This is a genomic window from Cyanobium sp. ATX 6A2 (genome assembly GCF_024346355.1).
GTDB lineage: Bacteria > Cyanobacteriota > Cyanobacteriia > PCC-6307 > Cyanobiaceae > NIES-981.
In genome coordinates this window covers 20981-45694 of the sequence record NZ_JAGQCU010000007.1, presented here as the reverse complement: position 1 = coordinate 45694, position 24714 = coordinate 20981, and the positions used below count along the sequence as shown (strand labels likewise).

Genomic DNA, 24714 nt, shown 5'->3' with positions numbered 1-24714 from the left:
CCGCTAGCCCTCAGAGGAATTCCGGCCGCAGTTGCCGGCAGCGGCCGAGCTCCTCCTCCAGCCCTGGCCAGTCCTCCGCGGTCAGCAGCTGCTCGAGCCCATCAAGGCAGTGGCGGTAGCCGGCCAGGGCCTCGGCCACCGCCTCGCGGTTGCAGCGGGCCATCAGCACACCGAGTTCCGGGTTCCCTCCGCCCACCCGGGTGGTGTCGGCAAAGCCGCTGGAGGCCAGGGCACGCGCCAGCGCGGGAAGGTGCCACTCCGGCGGCCCGCCGGCGGCCCCCCGTTCGGCCGCCAGCAACAGAGCTGCACTGGCCAGCACCGGCAGATGGGAGATCAGGGCCACCGCCCGGTCGTGGGCAGCGGCATCACAGGTGAGCCAGCAGGCGCCCACCGCCTCGGCCAGCGCTTGAACGGCGGCCAGGGCGGCGAGATCGCCCCCGGCCTCCGGCGTAGCCACCCAGGGGCGCCCCCGGAACAGATCCGCCCGGCCAGCCTCCACCCCGGCCTCGGCGCTGCCGGCCATCGGGTGGCTGGCCACAAAGCGGGGATGCAGGCCGCGCCAGCGCTGCAGCACCGGCGCCTTCACCGAGCCCACGTCGGTCACCACCGCCTCGGGCGGCAGGGCGGCCAGCAGGCTGGGGGAGGGATCCAGCAGGCGGTCGAGGGGCAACGCCAGCACCACCAGCCGGCAGCCGGCCAGCACCGCGGCGTCGGTGTCCACCACCTGGGCCAGGCCGCGCTGCCGCGCCCGCTCGGCCGTGCCGGCACGGTGCACCAGGGCATGCACCTCGAGGCCGCAGCGCTGCAGATCAAGCCCCAGGGAACCGCCGATCAGGCCCAGGCCCACCAGGCCGATCGGGCCCTCCAGGCCAGCCAGGGCAAGGGACTGGGGGCCAGCCTGGGGAGGGGGTGTTGTCATCACTGCTGCAGTGCCCTGCGGCCAGCTTCCTACGATTCCCTCTCACCGGCTGACGGCGGATGCTCGAAGCCCGCGCCCACCACCAGCTCAAGGCCCTGCTGCAGCGGGAAGGATGCGAGCGCTGGCCCCATCACCTCACCCTCAGCCGCCTGGTGGGCCGCAGCCTGCGCCGCGGCGACCACACCCTGGTGCGCCTGGCCCCGGGCACTGATCCGAGCTGGCTGATCAGCCTGCTGGTGCCCCTGGCCCTCAGCGACAGCCGCCTGGCGGTGGTGGTGAGCGAACCCCTGCGCCAGCGGCTGCTGCAGCTGGAGCTGCCGCGGCTGATGGCAGCCGACCCAGGGCTGGCCCTGCCCTGCCTGGAGGGAGACGAACCCGGTGAGGCCAGGGTCTGGCTGCTCAGCCACCGCCAGCTGGTGGCGGCCTGGCAGCAACGGATCCTCGCGGACCGGCAGCTGGTGATCCCCGAGGTCGAGCAGCTCGATGGGCGACTCCGGGAGGCACTGGCGATCCGGCTGGAGCCCAACCACTGGGACCAGCTGCAGCGCGCCCAGCCGAGCGCGGCCGCCGCAGTGCTGGAGCTCCACACCAGGCTCAGTCGCCAGGTCCTGCGGCATCCGCCCAGCCCCGGCGGCCTGGTGCCCCTGGCGGAGGAGGACGAAGCCCCCCTGCGGCAGCTGCTGGCCCTGCTGGGGCCCCTGCCCCAGCCCTGGCCCCGCTGGCTGGCCAGCGGCAACCGGCGCTGGACCAGCTGGGCCCAGCGCGATTCCCGGCTGCTGCAGTGGACCCTGCATCGTCAGCCCCTGGAACCCCTGCAGGTGCTCCAGGGGCTGCTCGAGCACCGCGGCGCTGTGGTGATCGGCCAGCTCGGCCCGGCCCGCCAGGCGGGTCAGGAGCTAGGACTCAGCCCCCAGGTGTGTGTGGATCTGGGGGATCCGCCCCTGGCCGACCCCCTGCCCCTGTTCGCCCCGCTGAGGCAGCCGCTGCCCAACAGCCCCCACTTCGGCCAGCACCTTCTCGAGCAGTGCCGGCGTCTGGTGCTGGGACAGGCGGGACTGACCGTGATCCTGCTCGACGACGGGGCACTGCGCCGGGCCCTCACCAGTGGCCTGGCCGCCGAATTCGGCAGCCGGGTGGTGCAGGAGAGCACCGCACCGGAGGCCAACGGCGTGCTCTGCTGCCGCTGGAGCTGGTGGCTGGAGCAGCAGCAGCGTCTGCCCCTGCCCTGCCAGGTGGTGGTGGCCCTGTTACCGATTGCCAGCCTGGAGGATCCGCTCACGGCCGCCCAGGTGCAGGCCCTGCGGCGCCAGGGTCGCGACTGGTTCCGGGAGCGCCTGCTGCCCGATGGCCTCACCCGGCTGCAGCTGGCCGTGGCGGGTCTGCGCCGCGCAGGGGGGCGCCTGGCCATCCTCGATGGACGGCTGCGCGGCAGGAGCTGGGGCCGGCAGGTGCTCACCGCCCTTGATCCCTGGCTGAAGCTGAGCCGGCTGCTGCCGCACTGACAGCCCTAGGGCCGGACGCGCCAGGAGCCGCCCAGGAGGCTGACTAGCCTGCTCGCAGAGCACACGCGAATCCGATGGGCGAAGCCAGGCGGCGCAACATTCAGGGACTCCCCCCACGGCAGAGCCGCCCGAGCGCGGCGGCCAAGGTGGACGACTCCCCGCGGGTCGCCCCCTGGCTGCCGCTCACCCGCAACCAGGCTGATCGCTTCGTGGCCATCACCACCCGGGGGGCCTGGATCGGCATCGCCGCCCTGGCGATCTTCTGGGTCACGGTGCGGTTCATCGGTCCCGCGGTCGGATTGTGGACACTCGCCGACGGCTGAGCCAGCGCTGCGGCAGCCGAGAGCTCCCGCTCCCGATCGGCCGACATGGAACAGCCCGGTGTGGGGATGGGTATTTACACCCACAAGAATCTGAAGAAAAGCTTATTCTTCGGGAATATTCTGGCTTGATGCCCATGTTTCCTCGCCTGGCGGAGCAATACCGCTGTCTCGTTCACGATCTGGTGCTCAGTCTTGAAGCGCTGGCCGGCAGCCTCCAGAAGCGTGGCCTGGCCGCTACGTGCTACAGCTGCGGCGAGGGGCTCGAGGGATCTGGTGCCTCATTTGTGGCCAACCTGGGGACCAACCACATGGTTCGCTTCCTGGTGTCCGACTTCGGCATCAGCTGGGTGGAATCCCGCGATGGTCATGAGTTGGTGAAGCTTGAAGGCGCTGACGCCATTCAGGAACTTCAGCGCGTTGCCCAGGTGCTGCAGGAGCCCGCCCCGGCCTCCGCGGAGGCCCAGGGCGGCGTCGACAGCGTGGCGCACTCAGCCAAACCCCAGTCCTGAGACCGCCGTCCGGGATCAGTCGGCGGCGGCGGCCCGCACCTCGCCTGAACGGGCAGCAGCCACCAGTGGCTTCATCGAGTTGGCCGACACCTCAGAGCCCTCGGTGAGCTTCTGACGGGTGAGTTGCTCCACAACCGTGCACTGCTGCGGGTTCTGCTCCAGCCAGGTGATGGTGTTGTCCCGTCCCTGACCGATGTTGTCTCCGTCGTAGCTGTACCAGGCACCTTTACGCACCACCACTCCGGTTTCCTCGGCGAGGTCGAGCAGGCAGCCCAGCGTGCTGATGCCACGGCCGAAGAGGATGTCGAACTCAGCGATGCGGAAGGGCGGTGCCACTTTGTTCTTGGCCACCTTCACCTTGGCGCGGATGCCGTATTCCTCAGTGCCACGCTTGAGTGTCTGAATGCGGCGGATATCCAGACGCACCGAGGCGTAGAACTTCAGGGCGTTGCCGCCGGTGGTGGTTTCCGGGTTCCCGTAGGTCACGCCGATCTTCTGGCGCAGCTGGTTGAGGAAGATCACCGTGCAACCTGATTTGCCGATGTTGCCGGTGATCTTGCGCATCGCCTGGCTCATCAGACGGGCCTGGCTACCCACCGCCAGATCGCCCATCTCTCCTTCGATCTCCGCCCGCGGCGTGAGGGCGGCCACCGAATCGATCACAACGATGTCGACGGCGGCGGAACGCACCAGCTGGTCGACGATCTCCAGGGCCATCTCACCGGTGTCGGGCTGGGAGACCAGCAGGTTCTCGATGTCGACCCCGAGGGCCGCGGCGTACAACGGGTCGAGGGCATGCTCGGCGTCCACGAAGGCAGCGACACCGCCCCGGCGCTGCACCTCGGCGATGGCGTGCAGGGTGAGGGTGGTCTTACCGGAGCTCTCAGGCCCGTAGACCTCCACCACCCGGCCCTTGGGATAGCCCCCGCCCAGGGCCAGATCGAGGGTGAGGGCGCCGGTGGAGATGGTCTCCACCCGCATGCGGGAGGCGTCCCCCAGCCGCATGATCGAGCCCTTGCCGAAGTTGCGCTCGATCTGATTGAGCACCAGGCCCAGGGCCTTGTCGCGCTCGGCCGCGACCCGGGCATCGGCGGGGCTGCCAGCAGCGGCGGCGCTCCCGGCAGCTGCCGAAGAAGCTGCAGCGGCACTGGCGGTGTTACCGGTGGGGGCCATGGCGGAGTGGGGGGAGGGGTGGCGGTGGTGCGAACGGGGATCGCTGGAGCTGGCGGCCGTCGGGTCGGCGGGCATGGAGATGGCGCGATGGAACGGACCGCGGGCTGATCCTGCCGGAGCCAAGGAGGCCGGCACGGACCTGACGGTCCCAGCAAGCAAGTGCCACCGAAGGGGGCCTGCGTCTCAGCGGCGCTTAGTACACACGTACTTTATCTGATCCTGGCCACTGCGCCAGGGGCTGCTGGAACTGCGCCGGCTCCAGCCACTGGATCCTCTCCGGCAGGTCCTGGGCGTCCCCGGGTGCCAGGTATCCCCAGCTCACCAGAAAGCAGCGCACGGCCTGGAGCTGCGGTCGCTCGAGCACCTGCTCGAGCGTCGGCCGCCGGTCCTCCAGAAACCACAGCGGCCTGCCCTCGGCCAGCAAGCGCTCCAGCACCTCGGGCTTGCTGCCCTGCTCATGGCCGTAGACGGTGCGTGGCTCCAGCTCCGCCGCCTCAAGAATCCGGCGGGCGAAGGCACCTCCCTTGGTGGTGAGCACCAGCCACTCACTGTGCTCGCCGGCCAGCCGGCGCAGCCGCTCCACCACGCCGGGGAAGAAGCGATGCAGGGCCAGCCAGCCCGGCAGGTCGTGGGCCAGGGCCTGCCGGCGCACATCTTCGAGCGCAGTCTGGAGTTGCTCCGAGCCCCAGCCCCAGTCCTTGAGCACCCGGGGCAGGGCATCGTCGTAGGCGGCCAGCAGGCCCTCCAGATCCAGATCGGAGCGGGAGAGTTCCGCCGCCATCAGCACCATTTCCCAGCCCTGGTGCATCAGGGGCCGCAGACGGGCGAAGCCGGGGGGGGCCTGCTCGGGGAGAGCCAGGCCGGGCTGCAGCTGCAGGACCGCGCGACGGGCCGACCACCAGTACTCCGGCATGCCGTCCACGAGCACGCCGTCGAAGTCGCACACCAGCAACGGGGTGTCCGGCATGGTGTGGAAGCTCGAAAAACTGGGCCGCTAGGATTCGAACCTAGGAATGGCGGGACCAAAACCCGCTGCCTTACCACTTGGCGACGGCCCAACGGGGACACGCGGAACCGGGGTTCTCGCGGCCACTCCAGCACCGGCAGCACCGGATGCCTAGCCAGTTACCCACAGCGGCCTGCCCTTCGTCAACGGCCACCTGTCAGGCGGCCAATCCTCAGGCCGGGAACACCCGCAGGCGCTGCTGCTCCCCCCGGCCGAACACGGCTGTGCGCAGGTGGTAACGGCCGGCCAGCTCCGCCTGCATGCGGCGGATCTCCTCGCTGCGAGGCAACAACTCCACCGGCTGCCCCGTGGCCAGCACCACCTGCTCCACGGCCAGCCGGCACTCCTCCATGGCGCCGTGGGGATCGTCGCCGGCCAGGGGCTCAGAGACCGGCGGCGCGCCGTCGCGGCGGTGGCGCTCCAACAGCCGCTCAAGGGCGCGCTGCAGCTGGGGCAGCGCCGTGCTCTTGATCACCAGGATCGGCAGCCCCAACTCCTGGGCCTGGCGCCGCACCTGGGGATCGCGGCCCAGCTGCTGTCGCGCACTCAGCACCACATCGGCCTCCTCCAGGCTGGCCACCACCTGGGCGGGCAAGGAGCGGGAGCGCACCACCTGCTCCAGCAGGCGGGGGGCGATGCCGGCCCCGTACACCCGCAGGGGGGAGGGCTGCCGTGCGGGAATCTCCGGCGCTGCCGGCGCCCTTGCGAGCCGCTCAACGGCCGGAGTGAGGAAAGCCCCCTGACGGTGGGCCGGGGGGTGGGGCGCCGGCCGGGGGCGCGCCGGGGCAGGGGGCGCGGCGGCTGCAGAGGCAGAGACAGAGAGAGTGGCAGTGGCAGTGGGCGGGCGGCTGTCCGGGAAGTGCACGCGTCCGTCCTCGGCCAGTTCCCGCACCTGGGGCCGTGCCGCCTGGCCGCGCAGGAGGGCGTCCACCGTGGCCGCCACGTCGGCGTGCACCAGCCAGCGACGGCGACTGTGCATCTCCACCGCCAGGGGAAAGGTGGGCTCGGCCGCCCGCTCCAGCACCGTCTTCTGGGTGCGCCGGCGGCGGGCCTCGTCATCCCCCAGAGTCACCGATTGGATGCCCCCCACCAGATCGCTGAGGGTGGGGTTCTTGATCAGGTTGTCGAGCGCGTTGCCATGGGCGGTGGCCACCAGCACCACGCCCCGCTCGGCGATGGTGCGGGCTGCCAGGGCCTCCAGCTCGGTTCCGATCTCATCGATCACGATGACCTCGGGCATGTGGTTCTCCACGGCCTCGATCATCACCTGGTGCTGCAGCTCCGGCCGGGCCACCTGCATGCGCCTGGCGCGGCCGATCGCGGGATGGGGAATGTCGCCGTCGCCGGCGATTTCATTGCTGGTGTCGATCACCACCACCCGCTTGCCCAGCTCATCGGCCAGCACCCGGGCGATCTCACGCAGGGCCGTGGTCTTGCCCACCCCGGGCCGGCCCATCAGCAGCAGCGACTGGCCGGCATCAAGCAGGTCGCGCACCATCGCCACGGTGCCGAACACGGCCCGACCCACCCGGCAGGTGAGGCCCACGATCTCACCGGCGCGGTTGCGGATGGCGCTGATGCGGTGCAGCGTGCGCTCGATACCGGCCCGGTTGTCGCCGCCGAAGGCGCCCAGGCGTTCCACCACCGCGGCCAGGTCGCCGCGCTCGATGGGCCGATCACCCAGCTCCACCGCCCGGCCGGGGTAACGGGCTTCGGGCACCCGGCCCAGATCCAGCACCACCTCCAGCAGCTGGTCACGCTCCTGGCCGCTGGGCAGGGCCGCCGCCACCGCAGCCGGGAGCACCGCCAGCAGCCGATCGAGATCGTCGGTGATGCGCTGGGGTGACTGCTGCGTTGACACCGGGGGAACCCCTGGGTGGATCAGGTCCGTTCTAGCCAGGGCCGCAGCAGCGACCGTGCCAGTTCCAGGGCCCGGGGCTGCAGCTCGGAATCGTGGCGCAACGTCCCCCCGCGGTTCTGGCCCTGCAGCAGCAGCGGCTGCAGCAGGCGGCGCGCCACCCCACCGAAGGCCACGCCGGCGCAGGCACGGGCCAGGGCCGGCGTGGCCTCCAGCAGCGGCAGGCTGCGGGCGTTGGTGCCCCCGGCCAGCTGCAGCGGTCCTGGCGGCATGCGCTGCCGGCGCCGGGCCAGCAGGGCCACCGCCGCCCGGGCGGTGCCATCGCCCACATCTCCACTCATCGGCCTCCCGTCCAGCTGCCACAGCGGGCGCAAGCCGCGCGCGCGCAGGGCGGCAAAGCGCTGCCAGAGCTCCGCTGTGGACACCTCGGCGCCGGCGCTCACGGCCACCCGTCGCAGGGACAGGCCGCTGGCCAGCAGCTGATCAAGGCGCTGCTCGAAGGCCCGCTGGCGGCCAGGCCTGGTGTGCAGCTCCACCGCCTCGGGCCTCAGCTCGGCCAGCAGCGGAGCCACCGCCTCGGGTTCCAGCACCCGCGAGCGCTCCTCAATCAACCCCAGCGGGCAGGCGGGCAGGCAGCGGCCGCAGCCGTAGCAGCGCTCCGCCAACACCCCCGGCGCCCCGGCGGCCTGCTCACCGATGGCCAGGGCCGGACAGACCCGCTCACAGGGCCGCGGACAGCTGGGTGGACAGCGGGACGGATCGAACCAGGCCTTGCGGAAGTGGGGATCCTCGCCATCGCTGAGGCTCACCATCAGCCAGGGCCGCGCTGCCCCGTGGACCACAGCCCAGGCCACCCCCCGCCGCGCCGCCGCCACCGCCGCCGCATCGGCGGCCAGATCCAGACAGTGGGCGCCGGCGAGGGCATAGATCCCAGCCAGATCTTCGATTGCCGCCAGATCCTGGTTGCTGGCACCGGCAATCCACTTCACCCAGCGACCGCTGGCCAGGGCGGCCTCCGGTGGCAGCGGAGGGGCCGGAATCCGGCCCGGCAAGATCAAATCAGCTCGCTGAGGGGCTGCCAGCGCAAAGACCGGGCACCTCCCATTTCCACAACCACCCGCAGCCTGGGTTCCCGGCGGGTGAGGGCCACCAGCGAGGCCAGCTCAGCGGAGGAGAGCACCTGCCCCTCCAGCAGCCAGAGCAGCATCGGCTGATTGCCCTCCAGCAGGGCGCCGAGCTGGGGCATCACCCGGTAGGCCTCGCCCACGGCGGCACCGCGGCCCACGCTCTGGTGCCCCAGGTGGGGGGGACGCACCCCGTGCAGCTGAAACAGGAAGGCCTCCGGATCACCCAGCCCGCGGGCGGAGGTGAGCTGGGCCCGGTAGCCAGCGGCGCGCAAACGCCGCATCAGGCGGGTTTCGGCGCCGCCCTCAAGGGGGGCGAACAGGGCCAGGGCGCCGGCGCGCTCGAGCTCCTGGCGAAAGCCCCGGCCGGAGAGCAGCAGCGGCATCGTGTGCTGGATGGCTGGGTGAAGTCTGACAGCAGCAGCGCCAAGGCGAGCGAGGGGAGGGTGTACCCCCCATGGGGTACATTTATTCGCTGTGCCAGACATCTGTGCCCGTCCGCTAGCCGGGCCTCCAGATCCTGACACCAGATCACCAGTGGTGGTGATCTTCTCCGGCTACACGGGTTGGGCCTTCACTCGCCCCGTCGGGAAACTTCTTGAACGCGCCGCGTCCAGCGGTCCGGTCCAGGAAAGTCCCAGCCGCCGCTGAACGGGTCCTGATCCGTCTCGCTAGCTCCCTGGATTGCGCATCGGGCCTGACTGGTCAGTCCCATGCGGCCACCAAGGCCAAGCTCGACCATCACGACTGCTGCAGCCCTCCGGCTTCCCCCCGGAGCCCGGACCCGTCCGGGATTCGGGAACCACCGGATGTCCAGCTGGCGCTTCACCTCCCTCCCATGTCCATCGGCATTCTTGGGAAGAAACTGGGCATGTCCCAGTTCTTCGACGACGAGGGCAGGTCCATCCCGGTCACCCTGATCGAGGCGGGTCCCTGCCGCGTCACCCAGCTCAAATCCAGCAGCACCGACGGCTACACCGCCGTGCAACTTGGCTTCGGCGAAGTGCGCGAGAAGCTCGTCAACAAGCCCTCCCGCGGCCACCTGGCCAAGTCGGGCGATGAACTCCTGCGCCACTTCAAGGAGTATCGGGTCGAGAGCCTCGACGGTCTCGAGCTAGGCGCCCCCGTGACGGTGGGCGCGTTCGAGCCCGGCCAGAAGGTGGATGTGAGCGGCGACAGCATGGGTCGGGGTTTCTCCGGCTATCAGAAGCGCCACGGGTTCAGCCGCGGTCCGATGAGCCACGGCTCCAAGAACCACCGACTGCCGGGCTCCACCGGGGCCGGCACGACCCCCGGCCGCGTGTATCCCGGCAAGCGCATGGCCGGCCGCTATGGCGGCAAGCAGATCACCACCCGCGGCCTCACCATTCTCAAGGTGGATCCCGAGCGCAATCTGCTGGTGGTGAAGGGCTCGGTGCCCGGCAAGCCCGGCGCCCTGCTCAACATCTGCCCGGCAAACCGGGTGGGCGCCAAGAGCGGCAACTGAGGAGCAAAACCATGGCTACTTGTGACATCCGCGACTGGCAGGGCAAAGAGGCCGGCAAGACCGACCTCACCCTCAAAGTCGCCAAGGAGAGCTCCGCCGCCGACCTGGTGCAGCGGGCTGTTGTGCGGCAGCTGGCCAACGCCCGCCAGGGCACGGCCAGCACCCTCACCCGGGCGGAGGTGGCCGGCGGCGGCCGCAAGCCCTACAAACAGAAGGGCACCGGCCGCGCCCGCCAGGGCTCGATCCGCACACCCCTGCGGCCCGGCGGCGGGGTGATCTTCGGGCCCAAGCCGCGCGATTACAGCCTGGCGATGAACCGCAAGGAGCGTCGCCTGGCCCTGCGCACGGCCCTGATGAGCCGCGTCGACGCCATCACGGTGGTGAAGGACTTCGGCGCGTCCCTCGACAGCCCCAAAACCAAGGAAATCACCGCCGCCCTGGCCCGCTTCGGCATCGAAGCCGGCGCCAAGGTGCTGCTGGTGCTCGACAGTCCCAGCGAGGTGGTGCGCCGCTCGGTGCGCAACCTCGAGAAGGTGAAGTTGATCGCCGCTGATCAACTCAACGTGTTCGATCTGCTGCACGCCAACCACCTTGTGGTGAGCGAGCAGGCACTCGCGAAGATTCAGGAGGTCTACGGCGATGAGTGAGCGTTTTGCAGGGCGTCTCGCGGATGTCATCCGTCGGCCGCTGATCACCGAGAAGGCCACCCAGGCCCTCGAGCTCAACCAGTACACCTTCGAGGTAGACCACCGGGCCGCCAAGCCCGACATCAAGGCAGCCATCGAAGAACTCTTCGAGGTCAAGGTGGTGGGCGTCAGCACCATGAATCCACCGCGCCGCACCCGCCGCGTCGGCCGTTTCGCCGGCAAGCGCGCCCAGGTGAAAAAGGCCGTGGTGCGCCTGGCAGAAGGCGACGCCATCCAGCTGTTCCCCGAGTCCTGAGGGATCTGACATCACATGGCAATCCGCAACTACCGCCCCATCACCCCAGGCACCCGCACCCGCGTGGCCAGCAACTTTGCTGAGATCACCGGCCGCGATCGCGTCAAGGGTCTGGTGGTGGCCAAGCACCGCCGCAAGGGCCGCAACAACCGCGGCGTGATCACCTGCCGCCACCGCGGCGGCGGCCACAAGCGCCTCTACCGGGTGGTTGATTTCCGTCGCGACAAGCACGGCGTCGTGGCCAAGGTGGCCGCCATCCACTACGACCCCCACCGCAACGCGCGGCTGGCCCTGCTCTTCTACGGAGACGGCGAGAAGCGTTACATCCTCGCGCCTGCTGGCGTGGAGATCGGCCAGCAGGTGGTGGCCGGGCCCGAGGCGCCGATCGAAACCGGCAATGCCCTGCCGCTCTCGGCCATCCCCCTCGGTTCCAGTGTTCACAACGTGGAGCTCTACGCCGGTCGGGGTGGACAGATGGTGCGCACCGCCGGCGCCAGTGCCCAGGTGATGGCCAAGGAGGGCGACTACGTGGCCCTCAAGCTGCCGTCCACCGAGGTGCGTCTGGTGCGCCGGGAGTGCTACGCCACCCTCGGAGCAGTCGGCAACGCCGAAGTGCGCAACACCAGCCTCGGCAAGGCGGGCCGCAAGCGCTGGCTTGGCCGTCGTCCGGAGGTGCGCGGATCGGTGATGAACCCCTGCGACCACCCCCACGGTGGCGGTGAGGGCCGCGCCCCCATCGGCCGCTCCGGCCCGGTGACCCCCTGGGGCAAGCCGGCCCTCGGCCTCAAAACCCGCAAGCGGAACAAGCCCAGCAACCGTTTTGTGCTGCGCAAACGTCGCCGCACCTCCAAGCGGAGCCGTGGCGGACGCGATTCCTGATGACCCACACCGCTCTGCTCACCGCTTAATCCGCCATGGGACGTTCACTCAAAAAAGGTCCATTTGTTGCTGACAGCCTGCTGCGCAAGGTTGAAAAGCAGAATGTCGCCGACGACAAGTCGGTGATCAAGACTTGGTCACGAGCCTCCACCATCCTGCCGATGATGATCGGCCACACGATCGCTGTGCACAACGGCAGATCCCACGTTCCGGTTTACGTAACCGAGCAGATGGTGGGCCATAAATTAGGGGAATTCGCCCCCACGCGCACCTTCAAGGGCCACATCAAAGACAAAAAAGGAGGTCGCTGAATTCATGGCCAACATCACCCCCAGTCAGGCTGTGGCCCATGGCCGCTTCATCCGCGGCTCCGCCTCCAAGGTGCGCCGGGTGCTCGATCAGATCCGGGGCCGGAGCTACCGCGACGCCCTGATCCTGCTGGAGTTCATGCCCTATCGCTCCACCGGACCGATCACCAAGGTGCTGCGCAGTGCCGTGGCCAACGCCGAGCACAACCTCGGACTCGATCCGGCCACCTTGATGATCAGCCAGGCCCATGCCGACATGGGTCCGTCGCTGAAGCGCTTCCGGCCCCGCGCCCAGGGACGCGCCTACGCAATCAAGAAACAGACCTGCCACATCAGCATCGCTGTGGCTCCCACCACCTGAACCCCGAGGACACCGACCGATGGGACACAAGATCCATCCAACCGGCCTGCGCCTGGGGATCACCCAGGACCACCGCTCCCGCTGGTACGCCCCAAGCAAGACCTACCCGACCCTCCTTCAGGAGGACGATCGCATCCGCAAGTTCATCCACAAGAAATACGGTTCCGCCGGCATTTCCGATGTGCTGATCGCCCGCAAGGCCGACCAGCTCGAAGTGGAACTCAAAACCGCCCGTCCCGGGGTGCTGGTTGGCCGACAGGGCAGCGGCATCGAGGAGTTGCGCGCCGGAATTCAGAAGACCGTGGGCGACGCCCAGCGCCAGGTGCGCATCAATGTGGTGGAGGTGGAGCGTGTCGACGCCGATGCCTTCCTGCTGGGCGAGTACATCGCCCAGCAGCTGGAGAAGCGCGTGGCCTTCCGCCGCGTGATCCGCATGGCCGTGCAGCGCGCCCAGCGGGCTGGCGTGCTCGGCCTGAAAATCCAGGTGAGCGGACGGCTCAACGGCGCCGAGATCGCCCGCACAGAATGGACCCGGGAAGGCCGGGTGCCGCTGCACACCCTGCGGGCCGACATCGATTACGCCACCCGCGTGGCCACCACCACCTACGGGGTGCTGGGCATCAAGGTGTGGGTGTTCAAGGGCGAGGTGCTGCCTGGTCAGCAGGACCAGGCCCCCATGGGTGCCGCCCCCCGCCGCCGGGCAAGCCGGCAGCCCCAACAGTTCGAAGACCGCTCCAACCGCGAGTGATCAGGAGGCCTGAACCATGCTGAGTCCACGACGCGTCAAATTCCGCAAGCAACAGCGCGGCCGCATGCGCGGTATCGCCACCCGCGGCAACACCATTGCCTTCGGGCAATACGCCCTCCAGGCCCAGGAGTGCGGCTGGATCACCTCGCGCCAGATCGAGGCCTCCCGCCGCGCCATGACCCGCTATGTCAAGCGGGGCGGCAAGATCTGGATTCGGATTTTCCCCGACAAGCCCGTCACCATGCGCCCGGCCGAAACCCGCATGGGTTCCGGTAAGGGCAACCCCGAATTCTGGGTGGCCGTGATCAAGCCTGGCCGGATCCTGTTTGAGATGGGTGGGGTCGACATCACCCCCGAAATCGCCCAGGAGGCCATGCGACTGGCCCAGTACAAACTGCCGGTCAAGACCAAGTTCCTCACCCTGGCCGACCAAGAGGCCGCAGCCGCGGTCACCGCGTCCGAGGCCAGCGGCTCTGAGGCTGCCGCGCCCGCCGTTTCCCTGGAGTCCTGACCATGGCCCGTCCCGAGATCACCGATGTGCGCCAGCTCGCCGACAGCGAGCTCGATGAACGAATCAACGCCACCCGGCGTGAACTGTTCGATCTGCGCTTCCAGCAGGCGATACGCCGGCTGGAACATCCCCACCGCTTCAAGGCAGCCCGCATCAAGCTGGCCCACCTGCTGACGGTGCGCAACGAGCGTCAACGCTCCGGCAGCACCACTGCCACCTCGGCAGAAATCGCCTCCTGATTCCCCCCTCGATTCCCATGGCAACCAAGGAACGGGTCGGCACCGTCGTCAGCGACAAGATGGACAAGACGGTGGTGGTCGCGGTGGAAAACCGCTTCCCCCACCCCATCTACAAAAAGACGGTGAGCCGCACCAAGCGCTACAAAGTTCACGATGAAACCAACGGCTGCAAGGTTGGTGATCGGGTTCGCATCACCGAAACCCGTCCGCTCAGCCGCACCAAGCGGTGGACCGTGGCCGAGGTGATCACCACCACCAACGCCAACTGAGGAGGACCGAACAATGATTCAACAGGAAACGTTCCTCAACGTCGCCGACAACAGCGGCGCCAAGCGCATCCAGTGCATCCGCGTGCTGGGTAGCAACCGCCGTTACGCCCACGTTGGTGATGTGATCGTGGCCGCGGTCAAGGACGCCATGCCCAACATGGGCGTGAAGAAGTCCGATGTGGTCAAGGCCGTGGTGGTGCGCACGCGCGCCACCCTGCGACGCGAAACGGGCAATGCGATCCGTTTCGATGACAACGCCGCAGTGATTCTCGGCACCGAGAACAACCCCAAGGGCACCCGCGTCTTCGGGCCGGTTGCCCGGGAGCTGCGCGAGCGCAACTTCACCAAGATCGTGTCCCTCGCCCCGGAGGTGATCTGAGATGGCAACAGCAACCCCGAGGGCCAAAGCGGCCGTGCGCATCAAGCTGCGCATCAAGAAGGGCGACACCGTGCAGGTGATCGCCGGCAAGGACAAGGGCAAGACCGGTGAGGTCCTGCGCACCCTGCCCTATGAAAACCGGGTGGTGGTGCAGGGCATCAACCTGCGCACCCGCCATGTGAAGCCCACCCAGGAAGGCGAAACCGGTCGCATCGTCACCGAAGAGGCCTCACTGCATGCCTCCAACGTGATGCTCTACTCCACCACCAACAAGGTGGTCAGCCGAGTGGAGATCGTGGTCGACCAGGACGGCATGAAAAAGCGCCGCCTCAAGAAAACGGGAGAAGTGTTGGATTGAGCGCCGCCTCCGGCCTCCCCTCCAGCCCTCGTCCTCTGTCCTCCTCTTCGATCTCCGCCCGCCTTCTGACCCCGACCAGAAGCGCATCCCCCCTCCCCCGTCATGTCCCTGAAACAGCGCTATCGGGAGACGATTCAGCCCAAACTCCTCAAGGATCTGAATCTCTCCAACATCCACGAGGTCCCCAAGGTGGTGAAAGTCACCGTCAATCGTGGTCTCGGCGAAGCGGCGCAGAACGCCAAGGCCCTCGAGGCCTCCATCGTGGAACTCGCCACCATCACCGGACAGAAGGTGGTGGTGACCCGGGCCAAAAAGGCGATCGCCGGTTTCAAGATCCGCCAGGGCATGCCGATCGGGGTCGTCACCACCCTGCGAGGTGAGCGCATGTACGCCTTCCTGGAGCGCCTGATCCACCTGGCTCTGCCCCGCATCCGCGACTTCCGCGGTGTGAGCCCCAAGAGCTTCGATGGACGCGGCAACTACACCCTGGGAATCCGCGAACAGATCATCTTCCCTGAAATCTCCTTCGACAAGATCGATGCGATTCGTGGCATGGACGTCACGATCGTGACCACTGCCCGTAACGACGAAGAGGGCCGGGCCCTCCTCCGCGAGATGGGAATGCCGTTCCGCAGCAACTGAGCCCTCTTCGGACCTGATCCATGGCCAATCACGACCCCATTTCCGACATGCTCACCCGCATCCGCAATGCGAGTGAGAAGCGGCACGAAACAACCAGCATCCCCGCCTCTAGGCTGCTCCGCAGTATCGCCGATGTGCTCCAGCAGGAGGGCTTCATCGCTGGCATCAGCGAGGAAGGCGAAGGCATCCGGCGCCAGATGGTGCTTGAGCTGAAGTACAGCGGCAAGCACCGCCAGCCCACCATCCGCTCGGTGCAGCGCGTCAGCAAGCCCGGCCTGCGCATCTACAAGAACAACCGCCAGCTGCCGAAGGTGCTCGGCGGCCTCGGAGTGGCGATCATCTCCACCTCCAGGGGTGTGATGAGCGACCGCGACGCCCGCAAGCAGCGCGTGGGCGGTGAAGTGCTGTGCTACGTCTACTGATCAGGAGAACGATCCATGTCACGTATCGGTAAAGCACCCATCCCTGTCCCCGACAAGGTGAGCGTCAGCCTCAACGGCCTCGACGTCACTGTCAAGGGGCCCAAAGGGGAACTCAGCCGCACCCTGCCCGAGGGGGTGAGCATCAGCCATGAGGGCACCACCCTGGTGGTGGCACCGGTCAGCAGCAGCCGCCGCTGCCGCGAGCGCCACGGTCTCTGCCGCACCCTGGTGGCCAACATGGTCGAAGGGGTGAGCCAGGGCTTCAGCCGCAAGCTCGAGATCACCGGTGTGGGCTACCGGGCCGCCGTGCAGGGCAAGAAGCTGGTGGTGAGCGCCGGCTACAGCCATCCGGTGGAACTCACCCCGCCCGATGGCATCAGCTTCGCGGTGGAGGGCAACACCACCGTGGTGGTGTCGGGTGCCAACAAGGAACTCGTGGGCAATGAGGCCGCCAAGGTACGGGCGATCCGCCCGCCCGAGCCCTACAAGGGCAAGGGCATCAAGTACGAGGGCGAACGCATCCTGCGCAAGGCCGGTAAGACCGGCAAGAAATGAGGTCTGTCTGAGCGCCTTTACCCTGTTTTCCCATGTCTTCCCTTTCCCGCAAACAGCAGACCCAGAAACGTCATCGCCGGCTGCGCCGCCATCTCGGCGGCACCGCCGTGCGTCCACGTCTGGCCGTGTTTCGCTCCAACAACCACATCTATGCCCAGGTGATCGACGACGACGCCCAGAGCACCCTCTGCTCGGCATCCACCGTCGACAAGGAGCTCCGCTCCAACCTCAAGGGCCCTGCCAGCTGCGATGCATCGCTGGCCGTGGGCCAGCTGGTGGCGCAGCGAGCCCTCGCCAAGGGCATCTCCCAGGTGGTCTTCGATCGCGGCGGCAACCTGTACCACGGCCGGGTCAAGGCCCTGGCTGATGCCGCCCGGGAAGCGGGCCTTCAGTTCTGATCCCTGCTCTCACCATGACCGAAACCAACGATCAAGTTCAGACCAGCAACGTCCCGGCGGCAGCCGATGTGCCGGCGGCAGCTGGTGGCCAGCAGGAGCGCCGCGGACGCAGTGAAGGCCGGGGCGGCGGCGACCGCCGCGGCGGTCGTGGACGCGATGGCCGCCGCGGCCAGGAGCGCGATTCCGAATGGCAGGAGCGGGTGGTGCAGATCCGTCGCGTCTCCAAGACGGTGAAGGGCGGCAAGAAGATGAGCTTCCGGGCCATCGTCGTCGTGGGCAATGAAAAGGGCCAGGTGGGCGTCGGCGTCGGCAAGGCCGGCGATGTGATCGGCGCCGTGCGCAAGGGCGTGGCCGATGGCAAGAAGCACCTGGTGAAGGTGCCCCTCACCCGTCACAGCTCCATCCCCACCCTCAGCAATGGTCACGACGGTGCCGCCAGTGTGCTGATCCGCCCCGCCGCACCGGGCACCGGGGTGATCGCCGGCGGTTCGATCCGCACGGTGCTGGAGCTGGCCGGCATCAAGAACGTCCTGGCCAAGCGTCTGGGCTCCAAGACCCCCCTCAACAACGCCCGCGCAGCCATCGACGCCCTGGGATTGCTGCGCACCCACAAGGAGACCGCCCAGGAGCGGGGCATCTCCCTCGAGCAGATCTATTCCTGAGGCCTCGCCATGAGCATCACTCTCCAGTCCCTCAAATCCAACCCCGGGGCCCGGCGTCGCAAGCTGCGCAAGGGTCGCGGCATCGCCGCCGGTCAGGGCGCCAGCTGCGGCTTCGGCATGCGCGGCCAGAAGTCCCGCTCCGGCCGTCCCACCCGTCCCGGGTTCGAGGGTGGTCAGATGCCCCTCTACCGGCGCATCCCCAAGCTCAAGCACTTTGAGCTGGTGAACCCCAAGTCCTTCACCGTCCTCAATGTGGGCAAGCTCGCCGACTGCCCGGCGGGCAGCACGGTGACGCTCGAGTCCCTGGTCGAGGCCGGCATTGTCACCAGCCCCAAGCACCCTCTGAAAATCCTCGGTGATGGCGAGCTGACGGCGACGCTCACGGTGCAGGCAGCCGCCTTCACGGCCAGTGCCCGCACCAAGATCGAGGCCGCCGGCGGCAGCTGCGAGCTGATCTGAGTGCACGTCCTGCCTGAGGTCCTCCCCCGAGGCCCTAGGGTCTGAGCCGTCCGACCGGTCGTCCGGCGGGCGGCTTTTTGCGAACCACCGTTCCTCCCACACGCCCCAGTCACCATGCTCGTCAGTCGGGGACGCAATCCCAGTGCCGGCGAAATTCTCGGCCAGCTGATCCAGTCCAAGGGACTGCGCGACCGGGTGCTCACCACCCTCGGCCTGCTTCTGGTGGTGCGTCTGGGCATCTACATCCCGGTGCCCGGAATCGACCGGGTGGCCTTTCAGGAGTTCCTGGCCCGCGGCGGTCAGCTGATCGGCTTCCTCGACATCTTCACCGGCGGGGGCCTCTCCACCCTGGGCGTGTTCGCGCTGGGGATCCTGCCGTTCATCAACGCCTCGATCATCATCCAGCTGCTCACGGCGGCCATTCCCCAGCTTGAGGACCTGCAGAAGAACGAGGGTGAGGCCGGCCGGCGCAAGATCGCCCAGATCACCCGCTACGTGGCCCTGGGCTGGGGGATTCTGCAGAGCATCGTCTTCGCCCTGATCCTGCGCCAGTACGCCACCCAGGGGTTGTCGGAACCCGTGTTCGTGATCCAGACCGCCCTGGCGCTGGTGACCGGCTCGATGGTGGTGATGTGGATCAGCGAAGTGATCACCGAGCGGGGGATCGGTCAGGGCGCCTCGCTGGTGATCTTCGTGAACATCGTGGCCACCCTGCCCAGAGCCCTGGGTTCCACCATCGAGCTGGCCCAGAGCGGGGATCGCAGCACCGTGGGCGGCATCGTCGTGCTGGTGCTGGTGTTCCTGGTCACGATCGTGGGCATCATCTTCGTGCAGGAGGGCAACCGCCGCATCCCGATCGTGAGTGCCAAGCGCCAGGTGGGTGGGGCCGGGGTGCTGGCCGCTCGCCAGAGCTACCTGCCCCTGAAGCTCAACGCCGGCGGGGTGATGCCGATCATCTTTGCCTCGGCTGTGGTGTTCCTGCCGCTCACCATCGCCAACCTCACCGGAGCCCCCTGGCTGATCCAGCTGGCTGGCTACCTCAACCCCAACAGCAGCACCCCCTGGCTGTACGCCCTGCTGTTCTTCGCCCTGATCTGCGGCTTTTCCTTCTTCTACGCCTCCCTCACGGTCAACCCCGTGGACATCGCCACCAACCTCAAGCGGGGCGGCGTGGCCATCCCCGGGGTGCGGCCGGGGTCCGCCACCGCCAACTACCTCAGTGGAGTGCAGAATCGGCTCACCCTGCTCGGTGGTCTGTTCCTCGGGGCTGTGGCAATCATTCCCTCCGCCGTGGAGGGAGCCACCCAGGTGCGCACCTTCCAGGGCCTCGGCGCCACCTCGCTGCTGATCCTGGTGGGCGTGGCCATCGACACGGCCAAGCAGGTGCAGACCTACGTGATCTCCCAGCGCTATGAGGGCATGGTGCGTCAGTGATCGGGGAGGCTTGCCTTCAGGTCCCGCAACCACCCACCCACGTTTTCAGGCTCCGCCCGCGATGAAGCACCGTCTCCTGTTCCTCGGCCCTCCCGGCGCCGGCAAAGGCACCCAGGCCCAGCTGCTGGCCAGCACCCATGGCTTGCTGCACCTCTCCACCGGCGACCTGCTGCGGGCCGAAGTGGCCGCCGGCAGCCCCCTGGGCCAGGAGGCCGAAGCGGTGATGGCCCGCGGTGAACTGGTGAGCGATGCCCTGGTGTTGGCCATCGTGCGGCAGCGGCTCCAGGGGCAGGCCGAAGGTGGCGGCTGGCTGCTCGATGGTTTCCCGCGCAACCTGCCCCAGGCGGAGGCCCTGGCGGCCCTGCTCGCTGAGCTGGGCCAGCCGATCGAGCTGGTGGTGCTCCTGGAACTCGACGATGCGGTGCTGATCCAGCGCCTGCTCAGCCGTGGCCGTGCCGACGACAACGAGGATGTCATCCGCCACCGTCTGGAGGTGTACCGCGAGCAGACCGCGCCTCTGATCCACTACTACCGGGAGCAAGGCCTGCTCAAGCCGGTGGAAGCCCACGGAACCGTGGAGCAGATCGGCGCGCGCATCACCGCCCTGCTGGAGTGAGATGGCAGGGTTGACCGCTGTGATAGGTTGTCGGTTTGCAAAATTGGAGAGCACACTGCCATGAAGGTGCGTGCCTCAGTCAAGAAGATGTGCGATAAGTGCCGGGTGATCCGTCGCCACGGCCGGGTAATGGTGATCTGCACCAACCCCAAGCACAAGCAGCGCCAGGGCTGAGAGCTCTGGCCCATGGCCCCCAGGGGCCACCCTTGCCCACCCTTGCGGTGTGCTTTTTCTGCCCTTCACTTGTTTGCCCGTGGCTCGGATTGCCGGCGTCGATATCCCCCGCGACAAGCGGGTTGAGATTGCCCTCACCTATGTGTATGGGATCGGTCTCACCCGCGCCCAGAAGATTCTCGCCAAAGCCGGCGTGAACCCGGACATCCGGGTGAAGGATCTCAGCGACGGCGACGTGCAGAAGCTGCGCGGTGCCGCCGACAGCTTCACGCTCGAGGGAGACCTCCGCCGCCAGGAGGGCATGGCCCTCAAGCGCCTGCAGGACATCGGCTGCCTGCGCGGCCGTCGCCATCGCCTCGGGCTGCCCGTGCGCGGCCAGCGCACCCGCACCAATGCCCGCACCCGCCGCGGGGCGCGCAAGACCGTGGCGGGCAAGAAGAAGTAACCCCACGGCCCCCACGCGCTGGGGCCTCCCCCCACCACCCCCGGGCTCTGCCGGCCATCCCCTGCTTGGGGCTCTCGGTCTGCTGATGGTCCCGATTCCTCAACCGACCGCAAGACCCCACCGCTGTGGGTATCCGTTTGCGGGTGGGCCATGGATCGGGCCTCCAGTTGTCACCGCCGCGCCGTCACCAGAACCTCCGTCTCTACCCGAACACCTCCCTGCACCAGCAGGTTTCTCCCATGGCCAAGCCTCCCCAGAAGTCCGGTCCCAAGAAGACCAAGCGCAACGTTCCCAACGGCGTGGCCCACATCCAGAGCACCTTCAACAACACGATCGTGTCGATCACCGACACGGCCGGTGAAGTGATCGCCTGGAGTTCAGCCGGTGCCAGCGGCTTCAAGGGAGCCCGCAAGGGCACCCCCTTCGCCGCCCAGACCGCCGCTGAAGCCGCCGCCCGCCGGGCCCTCGACCAGGGCATGCGCCAGATCGAGGTGCTGGTACGTGGCCCGGGCTCCGGCAGGGAAACAGCCATCCGCGCCCTCCAGGTGGCAGGCCTGGAAATCACCCTGATCCGCGACGTCACGCCGCTGCCCCACAACGGCTGCCGCCGTGCCAAGCGTCGTCGCGTCTGAGCCTCCCCTCCCCCTCTGCGGGACGCCCACCAACCCTCCGAGCCTTCAGCCGTGCTGCACTACCAAATTGACCGGATCGAGCATCAGGTCGACGACGACCGCTCGCAGACCGGGGTCTTCCTGATTGGTCCGCTCGACCGCGGACAGGCCACCACCCTCGGCAATGCCCTGCGTCGGGTGCTGATCGGTGCCCTCGAGGGCAGCGCCATCACCGCTGTGCGCATCGCCGGGGTGAACCATGAGTACGCCACCGTTCCGGGGGTGCGCGAGGACGTGCTCGACATCCTGCTGAACTGCAAGCAGATCGCCGTCAACAGCCGCAGCCGCGAGCTGGAGATCGGCCGTCTGGTGGCCACGGGGCCAGCCACCGTCACCGCTGCTGATCTGCAGTTCTCCTCCCAGGTCCAGGTGATCGATTCCAGCCGCCTGATCGCCACGGTGGCCGATGGTCACAGCCTGGAACTGGAGGTGCATGTGGAGCGGGGTGTGGGCTACAGGCCCGTCGACCGCCACACCGAGGACACCAGCGCCATCGATCTGCTTCAGATCGACGCCGTCTTCAAGCCCGTCCAGAGGGTGAACTACACGGTGGATGAAACCGCGGTGGGTGAGGGTGGCTCAGCGCGCGAGCGGCTGCGGCTGGAGATCGAGACCGACGGCAGCCTCAGCCCCGATGACGCCATGGCCCAGGCGGCCAATCAACTGATCGCCCTGTTCCAGCCCCTGGCCAGCCTCACCGCCGAGGAAGAGCCTGGCCAGGAACCGGAGCCTTCAGCCGAAGCCCAGATCCCCCTGGAAGAACTCAATCTTTCGGTGCGCGCCTACAACTGTCTCAAGCGCGCCCAGGTGAACTCGGTGAGCGACTTGATGGGCTTCAGCTATGAAGATCTGCTCGAGATCAAGAACTTCGGCTCCAAGTCAGCCGATGAAGTGATCGAAGCGCTTGAGCGCATCGGCATCACCCTGCCCCAGAGCCGCACCAGCGCCTGATCGGCGGCCTTCGACCCCCTCCCGACCCAAGCACCATGCGACACCAATGCCGAGTCCCCCAGCTGGGACGCCCCGCCGACCAACGCAAGGCCATGCTGCGCGGCCTCACCACGCAGCTGATCCGCGAAGGGCGGGTCACCACCACCAAGGCCCGCGCCAAGGCTCTGCGGGATGAGGCCGAGCGCATGATCACCCTGGCCAAGGACGGCAGCCTCGCCGCCCGCCGCCGCGCCATTGGCTACATCTACGACAAACAGCTCGTGCACGCCCTGTTCGACAAGGCCCAAGACCGCTACGGCGACCGCAGCGGTGGCTACACCCGCATCCTGCGCACGGTGCCGCGCCGTGGCGACAACGCCGAGATGGCGATCATCGAACTGGTCTGAGACCCACCAGGCACCTTTCCAGGTGCCCCAGCAGCACCATGCTGCCCTGATGTCCAGCCCCGGGCTGCGTCGCGTCGCGCTCTGCCTGCAATACGACGGCAGCGCCTTCCATGGCTGGCAGCGCCAGCAGAACGCCTCCAGCGTGCAGGCCACGCTGGAGGATGCGCTCGCTGCACTCGATCCCCAGGGATCGGGTCGCTGTGTGGCTGCGGGTCGCACCGACACGGGGGTCCATGCTGCCGCCCAGGTGGTGCACTTCGATTGCGCCGGACCGATCCCGGCTCAGCGCTGGCCCAAGGCGCTCAATGGCCGGTTGCCGCAGACCGTGCGCGTGCGCGCCGCCACCACGGTGCCGCCCGACTGGCATGCGCGCTTCTCGGCCAGCTATCGCCGCTACCGCTACACCATCTACAACGGCGCCCGGCCCAACCTGTTCCTGGCGCCGTGGAGCTGGCACCGCTACCAACGGCCGATCGCCGAGGCCGCCATGGACGCGGCCCTGGCGCCGATGCTGGGCGAGCACGACTTCGCGGCCTTCCAGCGCTCCGGCAGTCGCCGCCGTCACAGCCGCACCTGCCTCCAGGACGCTCGGGTGCTGCGCCAGGGAGATCTGATCACCGTGGAACTGCAGGCCAGCGGCTTCCTCTACGGCATGGTGCGGCTGCTGATGGGGCAGTTGGTGGCCCTGGGGGAGGGGCGGCTGCAGGCCGACGACTTTGAGCGGCGCTGGCGCCAGGGGCAGCGGGCGGCGGTGAAGGAAGCCGCTCCCCCCCAGGGACTGTGCCTGCTGCGCGTGGGCTATCCGCAGCCCGTGTTCCCACAGGCCGCCTGGTATGATTGCCAGCCGCGGTATCAGCTGGATCCATGTGATCCACCGGGCTGCGATCCACTGGCCTGTGGGCCGTCAGGTCTCCGGCCACCGGAACACCTCCGGGATCCCGGCACATCAGGCCCAAGCCTGGATGCCGAGCCAGTTGATCCGCCCCGCTGACACTCTCCACACCGGAGATGCCCACCAGCTGTGGCTGCTGCATCGCAGCCCTGCTGCCCCAACCGCCGAGCCGCAGAGCCCCCAGGGGCCAAGCGGTAGGTTGAGGACAACGCGAGCAACGCCGCTCCGCCCCCTACGGCCTGCCGGTGCCCGACCAGGCGCTATGAACAAAACTCCCCTCCCCTCCATCGATTCGATTGACCGCCAGTGGTATCTGGTGGACGCAGCGGATCAGACGCTCGGCCGTCTGGCCAGCGAGGTGGCCTCCGTGCTCCGGGGCAAGACCAAGCCCTGCTACACCCCCCACCTCGACACCGGCGATTTCGTCGTGATCATCAATGCCGAGCGGATCCGGGTGAGCGGCAACAAGCCCACCCAGAAGCTGTATCGGCGTCACTCCGGCCGCCCCGGGGGCATGAAGACCGAAACCTTCGCCCACCTCCAGGCCCGGATTCCCGAGCGCATCGTGGAGAAGGCCGTGAAGGGCATGCTCCCCCACAACACCCTGGGCCGCCAGCTGTTCCGCAAGCTGAAGGTCTACAAGGGCAGCGACCATCCCCACGCTGCCCAGAATCCCCAGGTTCTCGCCCTCGATCCCGCCGCTGCTGCCCGATGAGCTCCTCCAACGTCGTCTACTGGGGTACCGGTCGCCGCAAGACCGCCGTGGCCCGCGTGCGGGTGGTGCCTGGCAGTGGATCGGTCACCATCAACGGTCGCCCCGGGGACAACTACCTCAACTACAACCCCGTCTATCTGGCGGCCGTCAAGGCCCCCCTGCAGACCCTGGGTCTGGAGGGCGCGTACGACCTGCTGGTGAACGTGCGCGGAGGCGGCCTCACCGGTCAGGCAGACGCCATCAAGCAGGGGGCGGCCCGTGCCCTGTGTGACCTCTCCCCTGAGAACCGTGGCCCCCTCAAAACCGAGGGCCATCTCAGTCGCGACCCCCGCGCCAAGGAACGTCGCAAGTACGGTTTGAAGAAAGCCCGCAAAGCTCCCCAGTTCTCCAAGCGCTGA

At 68.2% G+C, this 24714-nt stretch carries 37 protein-coding genes and 1 tRNA gene; 31 read left to right on the top strand and 7 right to left on the bottom strand.

Annotated elements, in window-relative coordinates:
- Positions 1 to 10 precede the first annotated feature (10 nt).
- A complete protein-coding gene (locus KBY96_RS08270) occupies positions 11 to 919 on the bottom strand; it encodes a prephenate/arogenate dehydrogenase (RefSeq protein ID WP_254978892.1) in 909 nt (302 codons plus the stop codon).
- 59 nt (positions 920 to 978) lie between these two features.
- Between KBY96_RS08270 and KBY96_RS08265 the strand changes: the two genes are divergently transcribed.
- The 3 genes from KBY96_RS08265 (at position 979) to KBY96_RS08255 (ending at position 3253) form a co-directional block, all read left to right on the top strand.
- Entirely contained in the window at positions 979 to 2421 is a 1443-nt protein-coding gene (locus tag KBY96_RS08265) for a helicase (RefSeq protein WP_254978891.1), read from the top strand.
- 74 nt (positions 2422 to 2495) lie between these two features.
- Positions 2496 to 2744: a DUF2839 domain-containing protein gene (locus KBY96_RS08260; protein ID WP_254978890.1), complete on the top strand. Its 249-nt coding sequence runs from the start codon at positions 2496 to 2498 to the stop codon at positions 2742 to 2744.
- Between the two features lie 134 nt (positions 2745 to 2878).
- Positions 2879 to 3253: a DUF1815 family protein gene (locus KBY96_RS08255; protein ID WP_254978982.1), complete on the top strand. Its 375-nt coding sequence runs from the start codon at positions 2879 to 2881 to the stop codon at positions 3251 to 3253.
- A gap of 15 nt (positions 3254 to 3268) precedes the next feature.
- On the opposite strand, the gene recA is transcribed toward KBY96_RS08255, so the two are convergent.
- The 6 genes from recA to KBY96_RS08225 form a co-directional block, all read right to left on the bottom strand.
- Positions 3269 to 4426, bottom strand: a complete 1158-nt coding sequence (gene recA / locus KBY96_RS08250; protein WP_254978981.1) for a recombinase RecA — start codon at positions 4424 to 4426, stop codon at positions 3269 to 3271.
- Positions 4427 to 4619: 193 nt separating this feature from the next.
- Entirely contained in the window at positions 4620 to 5393 is a 774-nt protein-coding gene (locus KBY96_RS08245; RefSeq protein WP_254978889.1) for an HAD family hydrolase, read from the bottom strand.
- 19 nt (positions 5394 to 5412) lie between these two features.
- A tRNA-Gln gene (locus tag KBY96_RS08240) sits at positions 5413 to 5484 on the bottom strand.
- A gap of 120 nt (positions 5485 to 5604) precedes the next feature.
- Positions 5605 to 7293: an AAA family ATPase gene (locus KBY96_RS08235; RefSeq protein WP_254978888.1), complete on the bottom strand. Its 1689-nt coding sequence runs from the start codon at positions 7291 to 7293 to the stop codon at positions 5605 to 5607.
- A gap of 20 nt (positions 7294 to 7313) precedes the next feature.
- Positions 7314 to 8342: an LdpA C-terminal domain-containing domain gene (locus KBY96_RS08230; RefSeq protein ID WP_254978887.1), complete on the bottom strand. Its 1029-nt coding sequence runs from the start codon at positions 8340 to 8342 to the stop codon at positions 7314 to 7316.
- Positions 8343 to 8344: 2 nt separating this feature from the next.
- Entirely contained in the window at positions 8345 to 8800 is a 456-nt protein-coding gene (locus KBY96_RS08225) for an NAD(P)H-quinone oxidoreductase subunit N (protein ID WP_254978886.1), read from the bottom strand.
- Positions 8801 to 9252: 452 nt separating this feature from the next.
- Here KBY96_RS08225 and rplC point away from each other — a divergent pair, with 452 nt between their 5' ends.
- From rplC to rpsI, 28 genes are all read left to right on the top strand, one after another.
- Positions 9253 to 9900 carry a 50S ribosomal protein L3 gene (gene rplC / locus KBY96_RS08220; protein ID WP_254978885.1) on the top strand — a complete coding sequence of 216 codons (648 nt, stop codon included), beginning with the start codon at positions 9253 to 9255 and terminating at the stop codon, positions 9898 to 9900.
- An 11-nt stretch (positions 9901 to 9911) separates the two neighbouring features.
- A complete protein-coding gene (rplD, locus tag KBY96_RS08215) occupies positions 9912 to 10547 on the top strand; it encodes a 50S ribosomal protein L4 (RefSeq protein ID WP_254978884.1) in 636 nt (211 codons plus the stop codon).
- The gene (locus tag KBY96_RS08210) at positions 10540 to 10842 is read left to right on the top strand and encodes a 50S ribosomal protein L23 (RefSeq protein WP_254978883.1); all 303 of its coding nucleotides are present in this window, start codon (positions 10540 to 10542) and stop codon (positions 10840 to 10842) included. Before rplD ends, KBY96_RS08210 begins: the two co-directional genes overlap by 8 nt.
- 15 nt (positions 10843 to 10857) lie before the next feature.
- The gene (gene rplB / locus KBY96_RS08205; protein ID WP_254978882.1) at positions 10858 to 11721 is read left to right on the top strand and encodes a 50S ribosomal protein L2; all 864 of its coding nucleotides are present in this window, start codon (positions 10858 to 10860) and stop codon (positions 11719 to 11721) included.
- A 35-nt stretch (positions 11722 to 11756) separates the two neighbouring features.
- Positions 11757 to 12032, top strand: a complete 276-nt coding sequence (gene rpsS, locus KBY96_RS08200; RefSeq protein ID WP_254978881.1) for a 30S ribosomal protein S19 — start codon at positions 11757 to 11759, stop codon at positions 12030 to 12032.
- Between the two features lie 4 nt (positions 12033 to 12036).
- Positions 12037 to 12390: a 50S ribosomal protein L22 gene (gene rplV, locus KBY96_RS08195; protein WP_254978880.1), complete on the top strand. Its 354-nt coding sequence runs from the start codon at positions 12037 to 12039 to the stop codon at positions 12388 to 12390.
- A gap of 19 nt (positions 12391 to 12409) precedes the next feature.
- Positions 12410 to 13138 carry a 30S ribosomal protein S3 gene (gene rpsC, locus KBY96_RS08190; protein WP_254978879.1) on the top strand — a complete coding sequence of 243 codons (729 nt, stop codon included), beginning with the start codon at positions 12410 to 12412 and terminating at the stop codon, positions 13136 to 13138.
- 16 nt (positions 13139 to 13154) lie between these two features.
- On the top strand, positions 13155 to 13649 hold the full coding sequence (rplP, locus tag KBY96_RS08185; protein WP_254978878.1) for a 50S ribosomal protein L16: 495 nt from the start codon (positions 13155 to 13157) through the stop codon (positions 13647 to 13649).
- A 2-nt stretch (positions 13650 to 13651) separates the two neighbouring features.
- Positions 13652 to 13888 (top strand): 50S ribosomal protein L29, encoded by a 237-nt coding sequence (rpmC, locus tag KBY96_RS08180; protein ID WP_254978877.1) that lies wholly within the window; start codon positions 13652 to 13654, stop codon positions 13886 to 13888.
- Positions 13889 to 13905: 17 nt separating this feature from the next.
- Positions 13906 to 14157, top strand: coding sequence for a 30S ribosomal protein S17 (gene rpsQ, locus KBY96_RS08175; protein WP_254978876.1), 252 nt, complete (start codon positions 13906 to 13908; stop codon positions 14155 to 14157).
- Between the two features lie 13 nt (positions 14158 to 14170).
- Positions 14171 to 14536, top strand: coding sequence for a 50S ribosomal protein L14 (gene rplN, locus KBY96_RS08170; RefSeq protein WP_254978875.1), 366 nt, complete (start codon positions 14171 to 14173; stop codon positions 14534 to 14536).
- Position 14537: 1 nt separating this feature from the next.
- Entirely contained in the window at positions 14538 to 14894 is a 357-nt protein-coding gene (gene rplX / locus KBY96_RS08165) for a 50S ribosomal protein L24 (protein ID WP_254978874.1), read from the top strand.
- Between the two features lie 102 nt (positions 14895 to 14996).
- On the top strand, positions 14997 to 15536 hold the full coding sequence (gene rplE, locus KBY96_RS08160) for a 50S ribosomal protein L5 (protein ID WP_254978873.1): 540 nt from the start codon (positions 14997 to 14999) through the stop codon (positions 15534 to 15536).
- Positions 15537 to 15556: 20 nt separating this feature from the next.
- Positions 15557 to 15958: a 30S ribosomal protein S8 gene (gene rpsH, locus KBY96_RS08155; protein ID WP_254978872.1), complete on the top strand. Its 402-nt coding sequence runs from the start codon at positions 15557 to 15559 to the stop codon at positions 15956 to 15958.
- Between the two features lie 15 nt (positions 15959 to 15973).
- Complete coding sequence (gene rplF / locus KBY96_RS08150; RefSeq protein WP_254978871.1) at positions 15974 to 16513, top strand: 50S ribosomal protein L6; 540 nt, start codon at positions 15974 to 15976, stop codon at positions 16511 to 16513.
- A gap of 32 nt (positions 16514 to 16545) precedes the next feature.
- Positions 16546 to 16911 (top strand): 50S ribosomal protein L18, encoded by a 366-nt coding sequence (rplR, locus tag KBY96_RS08145; RefSeq protein ID WP_254978870.1) that lies wholly within the window; start codon positions 16546 to 16548, stop codon positions 16909 to 16911.
- A gap of 14 nt (positions 16912 to 16925) precedes the next feature.
- Entirely contained in the window at positions 16926 to 17573 is a 648-nt protein-coding gene (gene rpsE / locus KBY96_RS08140; RefSeq protein WP_254978869.1) for a 30S ribosomal protein S5, read from the top strand.
- 9 nt (positions 17574 to 17582) lie between these two features.
- On the top strand, positions 17583 to 18032 hold the full coding sequence (rplO, locus tag KBY96_RS08135) for a 50S ribosomal protein L15 (protein ID WP_254978868.1): 450 nt from the start codon (positions 17583 to 17585) through the stop codon (positions 18030 to 18032).
- 114 nt (positions 18033 to 18146) lie between these two features.
- Entirely contained in the window at positions 18147 to 19466 is a 1320-nt protein-coding gene (secY, locus tag KBY96_RS08130; protein WP_254978867.1) for a preprotein translocase subunit SecY, read from the top strand.
- A gap of 61 nt (positions 19467 to 19527) precedes the next feature.
- Positions 19528 to 20082 carry an adenylate kinase gene (locus KBY96_RS08125; RefSeq protein WP_254978866.1) on the top strand — a complete coding sequence of 185 codons (555 nt, stop codon included), beginning with the start codon at positions 19528 to 19530 and terminating at the stop codon, positions 20080 to 20082.
- A 60-nt stretch (positions 20083 to 20142) separates the two neighbouring features.
- Entirely contained in the window at positions 20143 to 20256 is a 114-nt protein-coding gene (gene rpmJ / locus KBY96_RS08120; RefSeq protein ID WP_006173336.1) for a 50S ribosomal protein L36, read from the top strand.
- A 79-nt stretch (positions 20257 to 20335) separates the two neighbouring features.
- Entirely contained in the window at positions 20336 to 20701 is a 366-nt protein-coding gene (rpsM, locus tag KBY96_RS08115) for a 30S ribosomal protein S13 (RefSeq protein ID WP_254978865.1), read from the top strand.
- Positions 20702 to 20940: 239 nt separating this feature from the next.
- Positions 20941 to 21333 (top strand): 30S ribosomal protein S11, encoded by a 393-nt coding sequence (gene rpsK, locus KBY96_RS08110; protein WP_254978864.1) that lies wholly within the window; start codon positions 20941 to 20943, stop codon positions 21331 to 21333.
- A 51-nt stretch (positions 21334 to 21384) separates the two neighbouring features.
- Complete coding sequence (locus tag KBY96_RS08105) at positions 21385 to 22323, top strand: DNA-directed RNA polymerase subunit alpha (RefSeq protein WP_254978863.1); 939 nt, start codon at positions 21385 to 21387, stop codon at positions 22321 to 22323.
- Between the two features lie 35 nt (positions 22324 to 22358).
- Positions 22359 to 22709, top strand: coding sequence for a 50S ribosomal protein L17 (rplQ, locus tag KBY96_RS08100; RefSeq protein WP_254978862.1), 351 nt, complete (start codon positions 22359 to 22361; stop codon positions 22707 to 22709).
- A 49-nt stretch (positions 22710 to 22758) separates the two neighbouring features.
- Entirely contained in the window at positions 22759 to 23700 is a 942-nt protein-coding gene (gene truA / locus KBY96_RS08095; protein ID WP_254978861.1) for a tRNA pseudouridine(38-40) synthase TruA, read from the top strand.
- A gap of 163 nt (positions 23701 to 23863) precedes the next feature.
- Positions 23864 to 24316: a 50S ribosomal protein L13 gene (rplM, locus tag KBY96_RS08090; RefSeq protein WP_254978860.1), complete on the top strand. Its 453-nt coding sequence runs from the start codon at positions 23864 to 23866 to the stop codon at positions 24314 to 24316.
- Positions 24313 to 24714, top strand: a complete 402-nt coding sequence (gene rpsI / locus KBY96_RS08085) for a 30S ribosomal protein S9 (protein ID WP_254978859.1) — start codon at positions 24313 to 24315, stop codon at positions 24712 to 24714. The genes rplM and rpsI overlap by 4 nt, the downstream gene beginning before the upstream one ends.